Origin of the sequence: Rhodococcus ruber NBRC 15591 (assembly GCF_001894945.1) — a bacterium.
Taxonomy (GTDB): domain Bacteria; phylum Actinomycetota; class Actinomycetes; order Mycobacteriales; family Mycobacteriaceae; genus Rhodococcus; species Rhodococcus ruber.
In genome coordinates, this window is sequence record NZ_BCXE01000006.1 from 52,891 (window position 1) to 69,467 (window position 16,577).

9 protein-coding genes are annotated in these 16,577 nt (G+C 72.0%); 5 read left to right on the plus strand and 4 right to left on the minus strand.

Annotated features, from left to right (window positions below; genetic code table 11):
* Positions 1–89 precede the first annotated feature (89 nt).
* From RR3_RS05535 to RR3_RS05545, 3 genes are all read right to left on the minus strand, one after another.
* Complete coding sequence (locus tag RR3_RS05535; protein ID WP_010593771.1) at positions 90–554, minus strand: GNAT family N-acetyltransferase; 465 nt, start codon at positions 552–554, stop codon at positions 90–92.
* A 165-nt stretch (positions 555–719) separates the two neighbouring features.
* Positions 720–1,604, minus strand: coding sequence for a dihydrodipicolinate synthase family protein (locus RR3_RS05540; protein WP_010593772.1), 885 nt, complete (start codon positions 1,602–1,604; stop codon positions 720–722).
* A gap of 39 nt (positions 1,605–1,643) precedes the next feature.
* A complete protein-coding gene (locus tag RR3_RS05545) occupies positions 1,644–2,432 on the minus strand; it encodes an aldolase (protein WP_010593773.1) in 789 nt (262 codons plus the stop codon).
* Positions 2,433–2,589: 157 nt separating this feature from the next.
* Here RR3_RS05545 and RR3_RS05550 point away from each other — a divergent pair, with 157 nt between their 5' ends.
* Positions 2,590–3,198, plus strand: a complete 609-nt coding sequence (locus tag RR3_RS05550) for a helix-turn-helix domain-containing protein (RefSeq protein ID WP_048772684.1) — start codon at positions 2,590–2,592, stop codon at positions 3,196–3,198.
* Positions 3,199–3,534: 336 nt separating this feature from the next.
* Here RR3_RS05550 and RR3_RS05555 read toward each other — a convergent pair whose 3' ends face one another.
* The gene (locus tag RR3_RS05555; RefSeq protein WP_172603549.1) at positions 3,535–4,155 is read right to left on the minus strand and encodes a LysE family translocator; all 621 of its coding nucleotides are present in this window, start codon (positions 4,153–4,155) and stop codon (positions 3,535–3,537) included.
* 370 nt (positions 4,156–4,525) lie between these two features.
* Between RR3_RS05555 and RR3_RS05560 the strand changes: the two genes are divergently transcribed.
* From RR3_RS05560 to entS, 4 genes are all read left to right on the plus strand, one after another.
* Positions 4,526–5,542 carry an ABC transporter substrate-binding protein gene (locus tag RR3_RS05560; RefSeq protein WP_010593776.1) on the plus strand — a complete coding sequence of 339 codons (1,017 nt, stop codon included), beginning with the start codon at positions 4,526–4,528 and terminating at the stop codon, positions 5,540–5,542.
* A gap of 77 nt (positions 5,543–5,619) precedes the next feature.
* A complete protein-coding gene (locus RR3_RS05565) occupies positions 5,620–15,015 on the plus strand; it encodes a non-ribosomal peptide synthetase (RefSeq protein ID WP_072786358.1) in 9,396 nt (3,131 codons plus the stop codon).
* A 4-nt stretch (positions 15,016–15,019) separates the two neighbouring features.
* Positions 15,020–15,259: a phosphopantetheine-binding protein gene (locus RR3_RS05570; RefSeq protein ID WP_010593778.1), complete on the plus strand. Its 240-nt coding sequence runs from the start codon at positions 15,020–15,022 to the stop codon at positions 15,257–15,259.
* 7 nt (positions 15,260–15,266) lie between these two features.
* A complete protein-coding gene (entS, locus tag RR3_RS05575; protein WP_040273976.1) occupies positions 15,267–16,517 on the plus strand; it encodes an enterobactin transporter EntS in 1,251 nt (416 codons plus the stop codon).
* The last annotated feature ends 60 nt before the right edge of the window (positions 16,518–16,577 follow it).

Below are 16,577 nucleotides of genomic sequence, written 5' to 3' on the forward strand. Positions count from 1 at the left end.
GGTACCTGCCCGGCCGGCCATCACTGCATCCTGACCGGACGAAGTCCTACCGCAGGACTCCTGGAAGGAACACGCTCATGGTGCAGTGATCACCTCGCCGAGGGCTCGGCTTCGTAGGTGACCCAGTTCGTTCGTGTGGCGAGGGTGTTGTAGAGCGCCTGGGCTCGATGGTTGTCCTCGGCGGTCACCCACTGCACCACGGCGCGGCCCTCGGCGGCGGCCATCTCGGTGAGACGCTCGATCAGTGCACGTCCGACCCCCCGGCCCCGGGCCGCGGGGTCGGTGAACAGATCGTCGAGGAAGAGACCGGTGGTACCGGTGTAGGGCGAGGAGAAACGACGGTGGTGTGCGAACCCGAGGATCTCGCCGTGCGCCTCCGCGACGAGCGCCTTGCATTCGTGTCGGGGATCCATGAACCATCCCCATGCACGGGAGACGATGTCCTCGGACTCGGGCAGCTTGTAGAACGTGCGGTACTCACGGAAGAGGACGCGCCAGCGGGTCTCGTCGGTGGGGGCGAGCGGTCGGACCGTCGGAGTGGTGGTCGTTGTCAATTCGGTTGCTCCTGTGGGTTTTCGAAGGTCTCGGGTGGAGCGGTGCCAGTGCGTAGTGTCCGCGGGCTCTGCGTCTGCGAAGTTCGATGCGGGATGCGCTGCGCTCGGCAGGCGGCAGCGTTCGGCCAGTGCTGCGTGTGAAATACGAGCGGTGGTGGTGTTCCGTCACCGGCAGGCGGCGATGAGCTCCTCGAGTCGGGCGGTTTCGGGTTCATCGAGGGGAAGCAGGGGCCGGCGCGGGGTTCCCGCCTCGACGCCGACGCTGCGCAGGCCCGCCTTGATCGTGGCCGGAAGCCCGCGGCTGACGATCATGTCGAGGAGCGGACGGAGCCGATCGAAGAGTTCGGCCGCCTCGTCCTCCCGGCCCGTGGTGATCGCGCGGTGGAACTCGACGATCCGGTGCGGGATCAGGCACGGCGCCGCGGTGCACCAGCCTGCGGCACCCGCCTGAAAGGCCCTCTGCGCCAGCGGGTTGCTGCCGTTGAAGAACGCAAGTGTGTTGCCGCTGAGTTCGTTCAGGCGGTGCATGCGCGCAATGTCACCGGTGGATTCCTTGACCATCGTGATGTTCTCGACCGTGGCGACGAGGTCGAACAGGAACTCCGCCGTCATGTCGATGCCGGTGGTAGCTGGGTTGTTGTAGACCATCACCGGGATTCCGATCGATTCGGCGAGGGTGGTGAAGTGCAACCGGACCTCTTCCTCGGTGAGGCGCCAGTACGAGGTGGGCAGCGCCATCACCGCCGTGGCGCCGAGGCGCTCGGCGATCTGCGCGCGACGGATCGTGCCGGCAGTGGTCAGGTCCGAGACTCCGACGACCGTCGGCACCCGGCCGTCGGTGTGCTCGATGGTTTCGGTTGCGACGGTGATCCACTCGTTGTGGTCGAGGTAGGCGCTCTCCCCGGTGCTGCCGAGGGGGGCGATCGCATCGACGCCTGCATCGATCATGCGGTCCAGCAGCAGGTGCAGGATGTCCACGTCGATCGTCTCGGGGTCTCGGCTGTCGAACGGTGTGACGGGGTATGCAACGATTCCGCTGATTGTGGTCAAGGTGCACTCCAAGAGAATTCGGATGGTGGGTGGCCGGGGTCAGTGGCAGTCGATCGCGTCCGGGTGGGAGCGCAGGGCCTTGCGTGCGTAGTAGCCGAAGTTGGCTTCGCTGCGGCGTGGGGTGAGGGTCCAGTCGTGGGCCTCACGCGCCAGCCGTGGGGGAAGAGGCTTGATCTCGCCGGCCGCCATCGCGAGCAGTTGCAGGCGGGCCGCCCGTTCGATCAGGTGCGCCAGCGAGCACGCCTCTTCGATGGTCGATCCGACGACGAGTTGCCCGTGGTGGGCGAGCAGGATCGCGCGCTTGTCACCGAGCGCGGCAGAGATGATCTCGCCCTCCTCGTTGCCGACGGGAACTCCCGGCCAGTCCGGCAGGAACGCACAGTCGTCGTAGAGCGGGGCGACGTCCATCTGCGAGACCTGCAGGGGGATCTCGAGCATGGACAATGCCGCCGCGTGCAGCGGATGCGTGTGGACGATGCAGTTCACATCCGGCCGTGCCCGGTAGATCCAGCTGTGGAACCTGTTGGCCGGGTTCGCCATGCCGCTGCCTTCGAGAACCTGAAGGTCCTCGTCGACGAGGAGCAGGTTGCTTTCGGTGATCTCGTCGAAGCCGAGACCGAGCCGCTGCGTGAGGAAGGTTCCCGGTGCCGTGCCGCGCGCGGAGATCTGGCCCGCCAGACCGGAGTCGTGTCCGGCATCGAACAGGGCCCGGCAGGTCAGGGCGATCTTCTGGCGGTCCGTCCACTCGGCCGCCGCGACCTCGGTGAGCATGGTCTTCTTGGCGGTCTCCATCAACTCGGCTTTGCCGAGATTCATCGTTGTCGCCATCCTCGGGGCTCCTTTCACCACGGACAAGTCGATGACACGTAGAGCACTATAGGACACAAAGTGTCCTATAGTGCAACCGGGTGACGTGGTCGGTAGGGTGGGCGTGTGCGGGGACGCCTGTCTTCGCGGGCGCAACCGAGAGGGAGGTGTGGACACGATGGCTGCGCTACTGCGGTCGCATCGACGCCGGGCGGGGTTGACCTTGGAGGCCCTCGCCGAGGGCACCGGGCTGACCAAGAGCTACCTGTCGAAGGTCGAGCGAGGGATCAGTACACCGTCGATCGCGGTGGCGCTGAAGATCGCGCGGGCCCTGGACGCCGATGTCAGTCAGCTGTTCTCCGACAGCCCCGACAACAGCATGATGACGGTCGAGCGGCGAGGTGAGCGCGCGCAGGTCGACGAGCGCGACGGGAGTGCGGTCTACGACGCCGTCGCCACCCGCATGATCGGTAAATCCATGCAGCCGTTCATTGTTCACCCGACGACGCAACCCGGATCCGACTACATGGAGCACCCGGGTGAAGAGTTCATCCTTGTCAAGGAGGGGACTGTCGAGGTGAGCATCCCCGATCAGGTGATCACCCTGGACGAGGGGGACAGCCTCTACTTCGACGCGAATACCCCCCATCGCGTCCGATCGGTGTCGCCGTCACGGGCCGTGCTGATTGTGGTCGTCCACGACCGGGACGGCGACAGTGCCGACGCCGGGCCGGCGTCGAAGTCCGCGCAGCGCTGCGCGCCCACAGCGCCGACGTCCAGCAGCTGAACGCCGCCTCTCCCGAGGGTGCCCCGACCCGAACCGTAGGCATACCGGCCCTCTGACTTCCGCCGATGTCCCCCGTCCTGGGCGGTGAGCCCCTCCGACAGGCCGGAGAACCCGCGCACAGCAGGGTCGTTCAAGCAGCCAACGGGTGACGTGATCCTCTCGGCCTCGTCGAAATGAGGGGTCGCGGGAATCTGGGGATACGCGCCCTGCGGTGAGCCCGTCGCGCAGATGCGGTTGCACGGGAGCAGTGCGCGAAGGTCGTGGGCGTGGCACCCTCCGATTGCTCGGGTGGAGGGGGTGGCCGGGCCGGTGCGCCCGACTCGAGGTCGCCCGGGGTCAGGCGAGTAGTTCTGTTGTGCCCGACCACAGCACGACCCCGGCGAGAATCGTCAGGACCGCGGAGGTGGTGCGGGCGAACGCGCGGGCATGGGACCGCAGCCAGTGGTCGACGACTTTCGCGGATGCGAACCAGGCGAGGGCACCGAACCACGCGGCTTCGGAGGCGATCAGCAACACGGCCACGGTGAGCTTGTCTGCTCCGGAGGCGTGCTGCGGTATCAGTGTGGCGAACACGGCCATGAAGAACACCACCGCTTTCGGGTTGGTGATGTTGGTGGCGACACCGAGCGCGAAGGACGTCGACGGGGATTGCGGCGATGCGCCCGTTGCGGTGTCGGTGAGGGGCCGCGCCCGGAGGGTCGCCACGGCCAGGTACAGCAGCAGCGCCGCCCCGAGGATCTGGACGGCGGCGAGCACCTTCGGTGGTCCGGCCGCCACACCCAGCATCGCTACGGTGACCCAGACCGCGATTCCGGTGGCGATCCCGAGGGCTGTGGCGATCCCGAGGCGGCGGGACCCCAGGACCGACTGTCGCAGCACCACAACAGCATCCGGTCCGGGGGAGACGACCCCGGCCAGCCAGACGCCCATCAGGGCCAGATAGCTACCGATGCTCACCGCGCCATCGTGCCATTTCTCCAGGATCGGGGCGGTGTCGCCCACCCGTCGGGTGCCGCACGGCGTCCACCTCGGGCCGCGCCGGCGCGAGGAGCATCTTCAGGAGGCGAGGGTGTCCACCGAGGCGGTGTTGCCTGCCTCGCCGAGGTCGGGGTTGCGGCAGGGTCGGCCTCCGCACCGGAGGGGCGGTGCGTGTGCGGCTGCGGTGGTGGCGACGCGGTGGCGGGGGAGCCGGCGGCTCGGACCGGCGCGACGCGTGAGGGGACGCCGTGGTCCGGAGACGTAGCGCTTGGCGCGCAGAGTAGGTTCGGTTAGCCTAACCAACTGAGTTCGGGCAGGTGCCCGGCGAACAGACATGTGGGAGTGAGCGATGCGGGTTGAGGGACTGGGCCGGGTGCGCCGCGCGGCGGCGATCGGCGCGGCGGCGATGCTGGCGATCGGCCTCGCGGGATGCGGCAGCGACAGCGGCACCGGTGAGGAGTCCGGCGCGAGCACCACGCGCACGTTCGAGGCGCAGAACGGGTCGATCGAGATCCCGGCCGATCCGCAGCGCATCGTCGCCTGCGGCTACGCGGTCCTGCCGCTGCTCCAGGCCGAGGCGAACCTGGCTGCGGCCTGCGAGTGGACCCGCGAGCTCGACAACATGGACGCCGAGACCGAGGCCGCGTACGAGGCCCTGCCCAAGGTGGCGCCGGACGGAGCCGTGAGCGAACTCGACTACGAGGCCGTGGCCGCCGCCGCACCCGACCTGATCATCATGGGCGTGCCCGCGCGCGTGCAGTCGCAGCTCGACACGGCCAAGCTCGAGGCGCTCGCTCCGGTGGTCTTCCTCGGCCTGACCGACCCCGGTGACTGGCGCATGCTCGGCGAGCAGTACGCCGACGCCGCCGGCGTCTCCGAGGAGTACGGCGAGTACAAGGAACAGTACGAGGCGCGTGCCGCCGAGATCGCCGACAAGTACCGCGGCACCCTCGGGAACCTGACCTTCGCCGGGGTCTGCAATGTGTGCGGCACCGAGCCGGGTGAGTTCTACCGCGAGTACGCCTCCTCGTACACCACCAACCTCTTCCAGGACCTCGACCTGCAATTCCCCGGTCAGCCCGCCGATCCCGAGGCCGTGCACGGCGAGTACCTCTCCGTCGAGGAGATCGGCCGGAACCTCGGGGACGTCGACGTCATCGTCTACGGCGTCGAGGGCGACGGGTCCGTCTCGCCCGAGCTGCAGGAGCTGATGGCCTCCCCGCTGTGGCAGGCCCTGCCCGCCGTGCAGGCTGGAAACCTGGTCCCGGTCCGGCACTCCCACGCCGCGACCTACGAGACCGCGCTGCTCGCACTCGATTCCATCGATCAGGCGCTCGCCGCGCTGCCCGCGAACCAGCAGCAGTAGCCCTCCCGGCACCCACGGCCCCCGCGTCCGGCGACCCGGGGGCCGTGTTCGTCGCACACCCGCTCCGATAGGCAGCCATGACCCGCACCTCCGCGCTCGAAGACATCGTTCCCCTCTCGCCGCTGCAGCAGGGCCTGCTCTACCTCAGCACCGTCGCCGCGCCCGACGACGCCGCCCGTGCCGCCGGAGCCGTCGAACCGGACGCCTACACCGTGCAGTCCGTGCTGCGCCTGACCGGGCGGGTGGACGAGGACACCCTGCGAGCCTCCGCGCAGGCGCTGCTGGACCGGCACCCTGCCCTGCGCACGTGTTTCCGTCCCCGCAAGGACGGCCGCACCGCCGGGCTCGTCGTGCGCGGTGTCGAGGCGCTTTGGCGCAGTGTCGATCTCACCGGTTTCGCGGTCGACGAGTCCGAGCGACGTCTCGCGGATCTGCTCGACGAGGATCTGCGCGACTGGTTCGACCTCGCGCGGCCACCGCTGATCCGCTGGCTGTTCGTGCGATTCGGGCCCGACGACGTGCGGTTCGTGCTCACCGCCCACCACATCGTCGTCGACGGCTGGTCCACCCCGATCCTGGTGCGCGAACTCCTCGAGATCTACGCCGCCGGCGGCACCGCCGCCGGGCTGGCCCCGGTGCGGCCCTTCCGCGACTACCTCAGCTGGCTCGACCGGCAGGACCACGACGCCGCTCGCGCGCTGTGGCGCGAATCCCTCGACGGGCTCACCGAACCGAGCCTCGTCGCCCCGCCCGGCGCCACCCGCGCCACCACACCCACCGTCGCACTCGCCGTCGACGTGCCGGTCGAGCTGAACGACCGGCTCACCGGCCTCGCCCGCGACGCCGGCGTCACCCTCAACACCGTCCTGCAGACCGGCTGGGCGCTGCTGCTGTCCGGACTCCTCGGCCGCGACGACATCGTCTTCGGCGCCACCGTCTCCGGGCGACCGCCGGAACTGACCGGCGTCGAATCCATGGTCGGGCTGTTCATCAACACCGTGCCCGTGCGGGTGCGCCTGGATCCCCGCGCCACCGTCACCGAGTTGCTGCGACAGGTGCAGCTGGCGCAGTCCCGCACCGTCGACCATCAGTACCTCGGCCTCGCCGAGGTCCAGCGGGAGACCGGGCTCGGGGAGCTGTTCGACACCCTCACCGTCTTCGAGAGCTACCCCGTGGACCGGGACGCGCTCGACCGCGCCGAGCGCGCGGGCGGGGTCACGATCGCCGCCGTCGAGGGCCGCGACGCCACCAACTATCCGCTCGTGCTCACCGCGGGTGTCGCCGAGACCCTCGTCATGACCCTCGACTACCGGCCCGGTGTGTTCACCGCGGACGACGCCGCCGCCCTCGCCGACCGCCTCGTCCACATCCTCGACACTCTCGCCGCCGCGCCGGACCGCCCGGCCGCCGGGCTGGACCTGCTCACCGGCGCCGAGCGCGGTCGCGTCCTCGGCACGTGGTCCGTCGCACCGGCCGCTCCCGCGGATGGCACCGTCGCGGCGCTGCCCGCCCCGGGGGAGCCCGGCACCCTCGCGGTGGTGTGCGGCGCCGAGGAGCGCACCTTCGCGGAACTGGGAGCGAACTCGGCGCGGCTCGCGCGGCTGCTGATCGAGCTCGGTGTCGGACCCGACGTGCTCGTGGGCCTGGCCCTGCCGCGCTCCGCCGCGACCGTCGAGGCCATCCTCGCGGTGCTCGCCGCAGGCGGTGCCTACCTTCCGCTCGACCCGTCGTACCCGGCGGACCGGCTCGCCCACATGGTCGCCGACGCCCGTCCCGGCGTCGTGCTCACCACCGGCGCCGTCGCCGCGGAACTCGGAGCGACCCTCCCCGGCGGTGGTGCGCACGTCGTCGTGCTGGACGATCCGGACGTGCAGGCCCGGCTCACCGCACTGCCCGCCGCCGCGGTGACCGACGCCGACCGTCGCCGGCCGCTCCGCCCCGGCCACACCGCGTACGTCGTCTACACCTCCGGCTCCACCGGTCTCCCCAAGGGCGTCGTCGTCACCCACGCCAATCTCGCCGATTTCCTTGCCGCACAGAGAGAGACGATCATGCCGTCGGCATCGGGCACACGGCGGGTGCTGCTCACCTACCCGTTCGCCTTCGACTCGGCCGTCGCCGCCCTGACCTGGCTGCTGTCCGGGCACACCCTGCACGTGCTGCCCGACGAGCACCGCAGCGACACCGCATTCGTCGTCGACTACGTGCGCACCCACCGCATCGACCACGTCGACTGCGTGCCCGTGCTGATGAGTGGTCTGCTCGACGCCGGTCTGCTCGACGGGGACCGCCACCGGCCCGCCACGGTCACCGTCGGCGGCGAGGCCGTCGGGTCGGCGCTGTGGCAGCGACTGCGCGCCGCGGACGACGTCGAGGCCTACAACTGCTACGGCCCCACCGAATGCACCGTCGACGCCGCATACACCCGGATCGGCGGCGACACCGTCACCATCGGCGGTCCGACCCCCGGCACCCGGCTGTACGTGCTGGACCGGTGGCTGCGACCGGCGCCACCCGGTGTGGCCGGGGAACTCTACGTCGCCGGCGGCGGTCTCGCCCGCGGCTACCTGGGACAGCCCGGCCGGACGGGGGAGCGGTTCGTCGCCGACCCGTTCACCGGGGACCGGATGTACCGCACCGGTGACATCGTGCGGTGGCTACCGGACCCAATCGACACCGTGCGGTGGCTACCGGACCCAATCGACACCGTGCGGTGGCTACCGGACCCGGTCGGCACCGTGCGGTGGCTGCCGGACCCGGTCGACACCGTGCGGTGGTCACCCGACCCGGTCGACACCGAGCGGGGCGCCCTCGAATACGTGGGCCGCGCCGACGACCAGGTCAAGATCCGTGGTTTCCGCGTCGAACTCGGCGAGGTCGAGGCCGCGCTGGGTGCCGTGCCGGGGGTGGATGCCGCGGTCGTCGTCGCCCACACCGACGCCCGCGCCGTGCGTCGCCTGGTCGGCTACGTCACCGGAACGGCGGATCCCGGGGCCGTGCGCGCCGCGGTCGCCGCCCGGCTGCCCGACTACCTGGTGCCCGCCGTGATCCTGCCGCTGCCGGTCCTGCCGACCACGGCGAACGGCAAGGTCGACCGGAAGGCCCTGCCGGAGCCGGACTTCGGTGCCCTCGCCGGATCCGGTGAGCCCCGCACCGACACGGAGGCGGCGTTGTGCTCCGCGTTCGCGGAGGTCCTCGGTCTCGACCGCGTCGGCATCGACGACGACTTCTTCACCCTCGGCGGCGATTCCATCGTCTCGATCCAGCTGGTGTCCCGCGCCCGCACCGCCGACGTGCGGATCACCGCGCGTCAGGTGTTCGAACTGCGCACCGTCGCCGCGCTCGCTGCGGCCTGCGACGCCGACACCGGGGACGAGCAGCCGGCGCGGCCCGTCGTCGCGGCCACCGGTCCGGTCCCGCTCACCCCGATCGTGCGCGAAACCCTCGACCACGGAGGGGATCTGCGGCGCTTCGCGCAGTCCCGCCTGCTCGTCGCCCCGGCCGGGCTCACCGAAGCGCACCTCGCCGCCGCCGTCGCCGCGCTGCTGCGCACCCACCCCATGCTGCGCTCACGGCTCACCGTGGCCGGCGACAATGCGGAATGGATAGTCCCCGAAGATGTTCCGGACCCCGAGAGCGTGGTGCGCCGCGTCGATGCGGCAGGCCTCGACGGCCCGCGGTGGCGGGCGCTGTTCGAGACCGAACGTGCTCGCGCCCTGGCGGAGCTCGACCCCGCGGCCGGACGGATGATCCGCGTGCTGTTCCTCGACGCCGGCCCCGGCGCCGCGGGCCGGGTGTTCGTCGTCGTGCACCACCTCGTCGTCGACGGTGTGTCGTGGCGGATCCTGGTTCCCGACCTCGCGGCCGCCGTCGATCAGGCGCGGCGGGGCACCGCGCCGGACCTCGAGCCGGCCGGCACCTCCTTCCGGGACTGGGCGCTCGGGCTCACGGCAGCCGCCGCGTCCGACCGCATCGCGCAGTCCCTGCCGCGCTGGCAGCAGATCGCCGGAACCGCGGAACCGCGGCTCGGTGCCCGCCCGCTGGATCCGGCGCGCGACACCGTCGCCACCACCCGGTCGCGCGAGGTGCGGGTCCCCGTGGCGGTCGCCGAGAAGGTGCTCACCACCGTGCCCGCCGCGTACCGGGCGGGCGTCGCGGATGTGCTGCTCACCGCCCTTGCGCTGGCCGTGACGTCGGTACGCGGCGGCGACGGGCTGCGCGTGCACCTCGAGGGCCACGGCCGCGCCGAGCACGTCGTGCCGGGCGCCGACCTGTCCCGCACCGTCGGCTGGTTCACCACCCTGTACCCCGCCGTGCTCGACGTGTCCGGCATCGATCCGCACGAGGCACTCGCCGGAACCGCCGCCACCGGGACCGCTCTCGCACAGGTCAAGGAGTCGCTGCGGGCACTGCCCGACGACGGCATCGGATTCGGGCTGCTGCGGCGGCTCGCCCCGGAGGGAACGCGGAACTTCCCCGGATACCGTTCTCCCGACGTGATGTTCAATTACCTCGGCCGGATGACGCTGGGGGAGAACACCGGTCAGGAGTGGTCCACCGCACCGGAGGCGGGCGCGCTCGGCGGCGCCGTCGATCCCGGCACCCCGCTCGACCACGTCCTGGACGTCAACGCCGTCACCGAGGACGGCCCCGCCGGACCCGAGATCGTCTGCGAATTCACGGCGGCGGAGGTCCTCGACGAGGAAACCCTCACCCTCGTCGCCCGTCGCTGGGTGGAGGCCCTGACCGCGCTGGCCCGGCACGCCGACGCCCCCGGCGCCGGCGGTCCCACCCCGTCGGATCTGACCTACCCCAGGCTGACCATTACGGAACTGGACTCGCTCACCGCCGAACTCGGCCCGATCGACGACGTCGTGCCGCTGACGCCGTTGCAGCGCGGGATGTTCTTCCTCGCCGGTCTCGACGGCGGCACCGGGACCGACGTGTACTCGATGCAGACCGTCCTCGATCTGCGCGGTGATCTCGACCGGGACACCCTGCGGCGCAGCGCCGCCGCGTTGCTGCACCGGCACGCGAATCTGCGCACCGGGTTCCGCACCACTGCGGCGGGCGACCCGATCGGCGTCGTCCTCCGGGACCCGGGCCTGCGGTGGACGGACGTCGCCCTCACACCCACCCCCGTGACCACCCCCGCCCCCGTGGCCGAATGTCACATTGCGTCGGTTGGATCGACGCAATGTGACATTCGGCCGGTCGAGGAGCGCAGCGACGAGCTCGTCGCCGCCGACCGCGCCACCCGGTTCGACGTCGCGGCCGCGCCGCTGGTGCGGTTCACGCTCGTGTGCCTCGCGCCGGACCGGCACCGGTTGATCGTCGCCGCGCACCACCTGCTGCTCGACGGGTGGTCGTCGCCGCTGCTCGTGCAGGAACTGTTCACCCTGTACGGGGCGGGGGCCGATCCGGCGGCGCTGCCCGCGGTCCGGCCGTTCACCGACTACCTCGCCTGGCTGGGCGACCGCGACACCGACGACGGACTGCGCCGCTGGAGCGAGGCACTCACCGGGGTCGAGGAGCCCACGCTGCTCGCCCCCGCCGGCTCGTCGCTCGACGCCACGCTGCCCGCCGAACTTCCCGTGCCGGTTCCGGCCGGCCTGGCCGCGCGGCTGCAGCGCCGCTGCCGCGACCTCGGCGTCACCGTGAACACCGCGGTGCAGACCGCATGGGCGGTCCTTCTCGGCGCCCGGCTCGACCGCACGGACGTGACCTTCGGTGCTGTCGTCTCCGGCCGCGTCCCGGACGTGCCCGGCATCGAGACGATGATCGGTCTGTTCATCAACACCGTGCCCGTGCGCGTCGCGCTGCGCCCCGGCGAGCCCACCGACGACCTGCTCCGCCGCGTCCAAGGCGAGCAGAACCGGCTCCTCGATCACCAGTACGTCGGACTCGCCGACATCCAGCGCGCCGTCGGCGTCGGAGAGCTCTTCGACACCCTCATCGTGTTCGAGAGCTACCCGATCGACACCGACGCCCTCGCCCGCGCGCAGCGTTCCGGCGGCCTCGACGTCACCGACGTCCGCGGCCACGACGCCACCAACTTCCCCCTGGTGCTCGTCGCCGGGCTCGACGACGAGCTCGCCCTCACCCTCGAGTATCAGCGGGCGCTGTTCACCGCCGGCGACGCCGACGAGATCGGCCGCCGGCTCGTGCACCTCCTCGAGCAGTTCGCCGGCGACCGGCCGCGGCGCGTCGCGCAGCTCGACGTCCTCGGCCCGGCCGAGCGAGGACGGTGGCACGAGCTCTCGTCGACCGCTCCGGCGCCGTCGAGCGGGCACGGCACCGTGCCCGCTCTCCTGGCGGCGCAGGTCGCCCGCACCCCGGACGCGACGGCCGTCGTGTGCGGGGACGAGCACCTGACCTTCGCCGAGCTCGGCGCCGCCTCGGCGCGGCTGGCACGGCGGCTGATCGACGAAGGCGTCGGACCCGAGGCGCTCGTGGGCCTGGCCCTGCCGCGCTCGGCCGAGATGATGGTCGCGATCTGTGCCGTGCACGCCGCCGGCGGCGCCTACGTGCCGATGGACCCGTCGTATCCGGCCGAGCGCCTCGCCCACATGGCCGGCGACTCGCGGCCGCGGGTCGTGGTCACCGGCGGCGGCGTCGCGCACACGCTGCGACCGGTGCTCGGTGCGGTGCCGGTGCTCGACCTCGACGACGAGTCGGTTCGTGCCGACGTCGCGGTCCGTCCGGCCGTCCCCGTCACCGACCGCGAGCGCACCGCGCCGCTCCGGCCCGAGCATCCGGTGTACGTCATCTACACGTCCGGCTCCACCGGACTGCCGAAGGGCGTGGCGGTCACGCACGCGAACCTGCTCGGCCTGTTCGACAGCCACCGCGCCGACCTGTACGTGCCCACGGTGGCGGCGGCGGGACGGCCGAGCGTGGGTGTCGGGCACGCGTGGTCGTTCGGGTTCGACGCCTCGTGGCAGCCGATGCTGTGGCTGCTCGACGGCCACGCCGTGCACGTGTTCGACGAGGACACCATGCGCGACCCCGAGGCGATGGTCGGTTACGTCGCCGCGCACGCCCTCGACTTCCTCGAGGTCACCCCGTCGTTTCTCGACCGCATGGTCGCGGCCGGGCTGTTCGACGGCGAGCACCGCCCCGCCACGGTCGGATTCGGCGGTGAGGCCGTCAACCCGGCGCTGTGGCGGCGGCTGCGGGAGCTGACCGACGGACGTGCGTTCAACCTCTACGGACCGACCGAATGCACCGTCGACTCGCTCGTCGGACAGGTCACCGACGCCGACGCCCCGTGCCTGGGCCGGGCCGTACACGGCGCCGCCGCCTACGTCCTCGACCGGATGCTGCGCCCCGTGCCGGTCGGCGTCGCGGGGGAGCTGTACGTCGCCGGATCCGGCGTCGCCCGGGGCTACCTCGGCCGACCCGACCTGACCGGCACCCGCTTCCTGCCCGACCCGTTCGGTCCGCCCGGCGCCCGTATGTACCGCACCGGCGACGTCGTGCGCCGCGTCCCGGCGGGCGACGGCCGGGTCACCCTCGAATTCCTCGGCCGCGGCGACGACCAGGTCAAGATCCGCGGATTCCGGGTCGAGCTCGGCGAGGTCGAGGCGGCGCTGACCGCGGTGCGCGGGGTGCGCGACGCCGTCGCCGTCGCCCACACCGACGACCGCGGGGTGCGCCGCCTCGTCGGCTACGTCGTCCCCGACGGCGACGTGGACCCCGCCGCCGTGCGGGCCGTGCTCGCCGAGCGGGTCCCCGACTACCTGGTGCCGGCCGCGGTGCTCGTGCTGGCCGCATTCCCCGTCACCGCCAACGGCAAGGTGGACCGGAAGGCGCTGCCGGAGCCGGACTTCGGGGCGCTGGCCGGTTCGGGGGAGCCGCGCACCGCGCGGGAGGCCGCGCTGGCGGAGGTGGCCGCCGAGGTGCTCGGCCTCGACCGCGTCGGGATCGACGACGACTTCTTCGCCCTCGGCGGCGACTCGATCGTCTCGATCCAGTTCGTCTCCCGCGCTCGGGCCGCCGGGCTCCGGCTCACGGCCCGGCAGGTGTTCGAGCTGCGCACCGTCGCGGCGCTGGCGGCCGTCGACGAACCCGCCGTCCCGGCGACGGTGCCCGCGATCGCCGCGACGGGCGACGTGCCGATCACCCCGATCGTGTGGGAGGCCCTCGCGTGGGGTGGCGACCTCGCGCGGTTCTCGCAGGCCCGGCTGCTCGTCGCACCCGTCGGCCTCACCGTGGACGTGCTCGGAACGGCCGTCGCGGCGCTGCTCGACACCCATCCGATGCTGCGGTCCCGGTTCGTCGTCACCGACGGCGGGCCGCGCTGGACCGTCCCCGAGGACGCACCGGACATCGAGACACTGGTGCGCCGCGTCGAGGTCGGCGAGGTCGACGCCGAGCGGTGGGCGGACCGATTCGCTGCTGAACGTGAAATCGCCTACGGCGCACTCGATCCGGAATCCGGAGTGATGGTGCAGGTGATCTGGTTCGACTTCGGGCCGGACCGCCCCGGCCGCGTGTTCGTCGCCGTGCATCACCTGGTGATCGACGGTGTGTCGTGGCGCATCCTCGTCCCGGACCTGGCCGATGCCGTCGAACAGGCCGGCCGCGGCGAGACCGTCGCGCTGACGCCGCCGGGCACGTCGTTCCGGGCGTGGGCGACCGGCCTCGCCGCGGCCGCGCGCTCCGAGCGGGTCAGGACCTCGCTGCCCGCATGGCAACCCGCGGTCGACGCGGTCGAACCACTGCTCGGCGCGCGGCCGCTGGACCCGGTCCGCGACACGGTCGCGGCGCTGCGCTCGACGCACGTGCGGGTCCCCGTGCCGGTCACCGAGGACGTTCTCGCCTCCGGGGCCGTGAACGACGCCCTGCTCGCGGCGCTCGCCGTGGCGGTGGCCTCGGTCCGCGGCGGCGACGTCGTGCGCGTCGAACTCGAGGGCCACGGACGCGAGGAGCAGATCGTGCCCGGGTCCGACGTCGCGCGCACCGTCGGATGGTTCACCTCGATGTTCCCGGTCGCGTTGAACCTGTCCGGCATCGACCCCGGGGATGCCCTGGCCGAAGCGGCTGCCGCACACGCGGTCCGCACGCGCGTCACGGAAGCCTTGAAGGCTGTGCCCGACAACGGTATCGGGTTCGGACTGCTGCACCGACTCGCCCCGGACCCGGCCTTCGACCGCTATCGGCGACCGCAGGTGGTGTTCAACTACCTCGGCCGGATGACGCTGGGGGAGGACACCGGTGCCCCGTGGTCCGGCGCACCCGAGGCCGTCGCGCTCGGCGGTTCCGTCGACCCGGCCACGCCGCTCGACCACGTCCTGCATGTCGACGCCGTCGTCGAGGACACCGCGGAGGGTCCCGTGCTCGACTGCGAATTCGCCGCGCCCGCCGAGGTGCTCGACGAGCACACCGTCGACCTCGTGGCCCGGCGCTGGGTCCAGGCCCTGACCGCGGCCGCGCGCATCCCCGAACCCGTTGCACCCGAAAAGGAGTGATCACATGTCAGCACAGTCCGGCACCGTGGACCGCGAGACGATCCGCACCGACGTCGCGCGGCTTCTCGAGATCGAGGCCGACGAACTCGACCCCGCAGTCAGCCTCGTCGATCAGGGCCTCGACTCGGTGCGCCTGATGGCGCTCGTGGAGCGGTGGCGCGACGCCGGCGCGGACGTCGACTTCGTCTCCCTGGCCACCGAACCGCAGCTCGAGGCGTGGTACGACCTGCTCACCGCGCGGTGACCCGGCCGTGGCCCTGATCGACAGGCTGGTCCTCGACCTCGACCCGCTGCGCACCAGCCGCGAATTCCGCTACATCTTCACCGCCCGGGTCGTGTCGCTGTTCGGCCTCGGCTTCCTCGTCGTCGCCGTGCCCCTGCAGGTGTATCGGCTCACCGGATCCACCGCGCAGGTCGCCGCGGTCTCGGCGGTGCTCGGCGTGACCACGTTCGCCGCCACCTTTGCCGGCGGGGTGCTCGCCGACCGCTACGACCGGCGCCGGGTCATCGCGCTCGCGCGCGGCACGGCGGGTGTGGCGTTCGCGGTGCTCGCGGTGAACGCGTTCCTGCCCGATCCGAGGATGTGGGTCGTCTACGTGGCGGCGGTGATCGACGGTGTGTGCGGTGGCATCTCCGCAACGGCGCTGATGGCCGTCACACCGAGCCTGCTGCCGCGGGAGAAGATGGCCGCCGCCGGCGCCCTCATGGCGCTGACCGGCGACCTGGGCGCGATGATCGGGCCGGCGCTCGGCGGCGTCGTCATCGCGACCGGGGGAGTCGGGGTGGCCTACGCGCTGGCCGCGTTCACCACCGCGATCACGACCTTCTGCATCACCCGGCTGCCGGCGCTGCCGCCGGCCCACGTCGCCGACGAGTCGCCGCTGCGTTCGGTGGCGAGCGGCTTCCGCTACGCGGCGGGAAACCGCGTCATCGGCGGCGTGCTCGTGTGCGGGTTCGTGACGATGCTGCTCGCCGGCTGGTCGGTGCTCGTCCCCGAGTACGCGACGGAGGTGCTCGGCGCGGGACCGTCGGTGGTCGGACTGCTCTATACCGCCCCGGCGGTCGGCGCGGTGATCGGCTCCCTCACCAGCGGCTGGACCGGTCGTCTCCGCCGGTCCGGACAGGCGATCTTCGTGCTCATGGCCGTCTCCGCCGCGGGGCTCGTCGGGGCGGGCCTCACCGCGACCGTCGCGGTGGCGCTGATCGGTCTGGCCGCGCACGGTTTCGGCGACGCGCTCACCGATATCGTCCGGTATGCGACGGTGCAGAAGCACACTCCCGACGAGTACCGCGGGCGTATCGCCGCGGTGTGGGCGGCGCAGGTCACCGCCGGCGCCTCCGTCGGCGCGGTGGTCGCGGGCGGTGTGGCGACGCTGGTGCCGATCTCCGCGGCGCTGCCCGCGTACGGCGCCGTCGGGCTGGTGGTCACCGCGCTGCTGTGGGCGGGCCTACGGACGCTGCGCCGGCTCGACGAGGGCACTAGCCTCGAGCGCGTCGTCTGAGTCCGTCCGGTCCGTGCCGCGATGAGTTCGGCGGAGCCGGCCGGTCTGTATCCGAGACAG

Coding starts and splice junctions, on each gene's coding strand:
- RR3_RS05560 (WP_010593776.1), top strand. CDS start 4,526: ATGCGGGTTGAGGGACTGGGCCGGGTGCGCCGCGCGGCGGCGATCGGC.
- RR3_RS05550 (WP_048772684.1), top strand. CDS start 2,590: ATGGCTGCGCTACTGCGGTCGCATCGACGCCGGGCGGGGTTGACCTTG.
- RR3_RS05570 (WP_010593778.1), top strand. CDS start 15,020: ATGTCAGCACAGTCCGGCACCGTGGACCGCGAGACGATCCGCACCGAC.
- RR3_RS05545 (WP_010593773.1), bottom strand. CDS start 2,432: ATGGCGACAACGATGAATCTCGGCAAAGCCGAGTTGATGGAGACCGCC.
- RR3_RS05565 (WP_072786358.1), top strand. CDS start 5,620: ATGACCCGCACCTCCGCGCTCGAAGACATCGTTCCCCTCTCGCCGCTG.